This window comes from Arthrobacter sp. B2a2-09 (assembly GCF_027587375.1).
Classification (GTDB): domain Bacteria; phylum Actinomycetota; class Actinomycetes; order Actinomycetales; family Micrococcaceae; genus Arthrobacter.
In genome coordinates this window covers 1-212 of sequence record NZ_JAMXIC010000138.1, presented here as the reverse complement: position 1 = coordinate 212, position 212 = coordinate 1, and the positions used below count along the sequence as shown (strand labels likewise).

The following is a 212-nucleotide window of genomic DNA, read 5'->3' as shown; positions in this document are numbered from 1 at the left end:
GGCGAACCCCTCGTGCCGATCTACGTGTTCTACTCCATGTTCGGCTTCCAACGCACCGGCGACGCCTTCTGGGCCGCCGCGGACCAGATGACCCGCGGCTTCATCATCGGCGCCACCGCAGGACGGACCACCCTCACCGGCGAAGGACTCCAACACGCCGACGGACACTCCCCCATCCTGGCCTCCACCAACCCCGCCGTGCTCACCTACGA

Annotated in this window: 1 protein-coding gene; it reads left to right on the top strand. The window is 67.5% G+C overall.

Features of this window, described 5'->3' with window-relative positions:
• The coding region (locus NFJ07_RS26125) for a hypothetical protein (RefSeq protein WP_269998957.1) at positions 1–212 on the top strand (212 nt) is incomplete at both ends.